Below are 3,393 nucleotides of genomic sequence, written 5' to 3' on the forward strand. Positions count from 1 at the left end.
GGACGCCCAGCCGAGAGTGAACAGCGCGCCCGGATCGCCGCCGCCCTCGGCGGACGCGGGCTCCGGCTGTCCGGAGACCGGGCCGAGGAGCAGTGAGTCCACCGAGAGCACCGGCGCACCGGCCATGTCGACGGCGGTCAGCGCCACCGTGTCCTGGTCGACCGGACTGATCCGTACGCGCAGGGCGGTGGCCGCTCCGGCGTGCAAGGTGAGTCCATGCCACGCGAGCGGGACGGGAGTGGGCGCCGCGCCGTCCACGTCGAGCGCGCCCGCGGCCCGGAGCGCGGCGTCCAGCAGCGCCGGATGGATACCGAACGCCGTGGCGTCGTCCGCCTCGGCCGGCAGCGCGACCTCGGCGAACACCTCGCCCTCGCGCCGCCAGAGACCGGTGAGGCCCTGGAAGACGGGACCGTGGCGGAGTCCGGCGGCGGTGAGCCGCTCGTACAGTCCGGCCGGCTCGATCGGTTTCGCGTCGCGCGGCGGCCACTCGGCGGTGTCGAAACCGCTCTCCTCGGCCAGCCCGTCCGCCGAGGCGAGCACACCGCGCGCGTGGACCGTCCAGACCTGGCCGTCCTGGCCTTCCCACGCGTCCCGCCCGCCCTGTCCGTCCTGCCCGTCCTGTCCTGCGGGACGGGAGTGGACCGTGACCGTACGGTGTCCCGACTCGTCGGCCGCGCCGATCCGTACCTGTGTGATGACCGCGCGGCGCTCGGGCAGCACGAGCGGTTCCATGACCGTCAGTTCCGCCACCCGGTCGTGTCCCGACTGGTCACCGGCCCTGATCGCCAGTTCGGCGAAGGCGGCGCCGGGCAGTACGGTCCGGCCCGCGATCCGGTGGTCGGCCAGCCAGGGATGCGAGCGTACGGAGAGGCTGCCGGTCAGTACGGTCTCGTCGGAACCGGCGATCGTCACGGCGGCGCCGAGCAGCGGATGGCCGGCGGAGACCAGGCCCAGTCCCGAGGCATCGCCGGGCAGCGCCCTGACGGTGGGCCAGTACCGCTCACGCTGGAACGCGTACGTCGGCAGCTCCACCCGGCGCGCGCCCGTGCCGGAGAACGGTCCGGCCCAGTCGACCGGCACGCCTCGGACATGGAGCCCGGCGAGCGCGGTGAGGGCCGTGGTCTCCTCGGGCCGGTCCTTGCGCAGTACGGGAATCGCGGTGATCTCCGGGTCCTCGGCACAGTCCGGTACGAGGGCGGAGAGCACTCCGTCCGGGCCCAGCTCCAGAAAGGTCCGCACTCCGCGCCCGGCCAGTGTCCGTACGCCGTCGCCGAACCGTACGGCCTCCCGGACATGCCGGACCCAGTAGTCGGCGGAGCCCAGTTCAGCCGCCGAGGCGAGCGCGCCTGTCACATTCGAGATGACGGGTACGGCGGGCCGCTCGAAGGCCAGCCCGGCCACCACGGCGCGGAACTCGTCCAGCATCGGCTCCATCAGCGGCGAGTGGAACGCGTGGCTCACCGGGAGCCGGGTGGTCTTGCGTCCCTGGGCCGCGAGCCGTGCCACGATCTCGTCCACCGCGTCCTCGGCGCCGGAAAGGACCACCGCGTCCGGGCCGTTGACCGCCGCGAGCGAGACGCGGTCGGTCAGCAGCGGAAGGATCTCGTCCTCGGTGGCCCGTACCGCCACCATCGCGCCGCCCGCCGGGAGCGCGCGCATCAGCCGGGCCCGCGCGGCGACCAGTCGGCAGGCGTCGGCGAGCGAGAACACTCCGGCCGCGTGCGCGGCCGTGATCTCGCCGATGGAGTGCCCGGCCAGATAGTCCGCCTTGACGCCCCAGGAGCCGACCAGCCGGAACAGCGCCACCTCCACGGCGAACAGCGCGGGCTGCGTGAAACCGGTGTCGTTGAGCGGACCGGCGTCCTCGCCCCAGATCACCTCGCGCAGCGGGCGGACCGATTCCCGCGCCGATTCTCGGTCCGATTCTCGCGCCAACTCCCGGTCCAGCTCCGCCAGTACGGAGTCGAGCGCCTCGGCGAAGACGGGGAAGCGCGCGTACAGCTCCCGTCCCATGCCGAGCCGCTGGGATCCCTGACCGGAGAACAGCACGGCCAGCGGGCCCTTGCCGGTGACACCGCGGGCCGCCTCGACCGGCGGCTCGCCGTCGCCGTGGGCCAGCAGTACCGCGCGATGTTCGAAGGCGGAGCGGGTCGTGGCGAGCGAGTAGCCGATGTCGAGCGGACCGGGCGCGGCCGGAGCGGCGGCGAAGGAACGGACACGGTCGAGCTGTGCGTCGAGCGCGACCGCGCTTCTGGCCGACACGGGCCACGGTACGGCCTTCGGTACCAGGTCGGGCGCCCGCTCGGGACCGTCCTCCGTGGGCACCTGGGTCTCCACCGGTGGTGCCTGTTCCACGATCACATGCGCGTTGGTGCCGCTGATCCCGAACGAGGACACACCGGCCCGGCGCACCCGGTCGCCCTCGGGCCACTCCACCGCCTTCGTCAGCAGCCGTACGTCACCGGCCGACCAGTCCACATGCGAGGACGGCGCGTCCACATGGAGCGTCTGCGGCAGCACACCGTTGCGGAGCGCCAGCACCATCTTCATCACGCCCGCGACACCGGCCGCCGCCTGGGTGTGCCCGATGTTCGACTTGACCGTGCCGAGCCGGAGCGGGTGCCGTGGATCACGGTCCTGGCCATAGGTGGCGAGCAGGGCGCCCGCCTCGATCGGATCGCCCAAGGTGGTGCCCGTACCGTGCGCCTCGACGGCGTCCACATCGGCCGGTGAGAGTCCGGCGCCGGCCAGGGCCTGGCGGATCACCCGCTGCTGCGCAGGGCCGTTGGGCGCGCTCAGACCGTTGGACGCGCCGTCCTGGTTGACGGCGCTGCCGCGCAGCACCGCGAGGACGGGATGTCCGTGGCGCCGGGCGTCCGAGAGCCGCTCGACCACCAGCATGCCGGCGCCCTCGGACCAGGCGGTGCCGTCGGCCGCGTCGGAGAAGGCCTTGCACCGGCCGTCGGCGGCGAGTCCGCCCTGGACGCTGAAGCCGGCGAAGCTCGCCGAGGTCGCCATCACCGTCACTCCGCCGGCCAGCGCCAGCGAGCACTCGCCGTTCCGTACGGCCTGTGCGGCGAGATGGAGCGTGACGAGCGACGACGAGCAGGCCGTATCGAGCGTGACGGCGGGCCCTTCGAGCCCGAGGACGAAGGACAGCCTGCCGGACAGGACGCTCGCGGCGAGACCGTTGCCGGCGTAGCCGCCCATGTCGTCGCGGGAGGCGAGGACGAGATGGGCGTAGTCCTGGGCGTTGGTGCCGACGAAGACACCGGTCCGGCTGCCGCGCAGCGAGGTCGGATCGATGCCCGTGCGTTCGAAGGCCTCCCAGGACACCTCCAGGAGCAGCCGCTGCTGCGGATCCATGGCGAGCGCCTCGCGAGGCGAGATACC

The 3,393-nt window shown here is 73.3% G+C and carries 1 protein-coding gene; it reads right to left on the bottom strand.

Going from position 1 to position 3,393, the window contains the following annotated elements:
* Positions 1 to 3,393 (bottom strand): type I polyketide synthase (locus GA0115259_RS14785; protein ID WP_141716566.1); only part of this gene is annotated, 3,393 nt, incomplete at both ends.

The organism is Streptomyces sp. MnatMP-M17 (assembly GCF_900091995.1).
GTDB lineage: Bacteria > Actinomycetota > Actinomycetes > Streptomycetales > Streptomycetaceae > Streptomyces.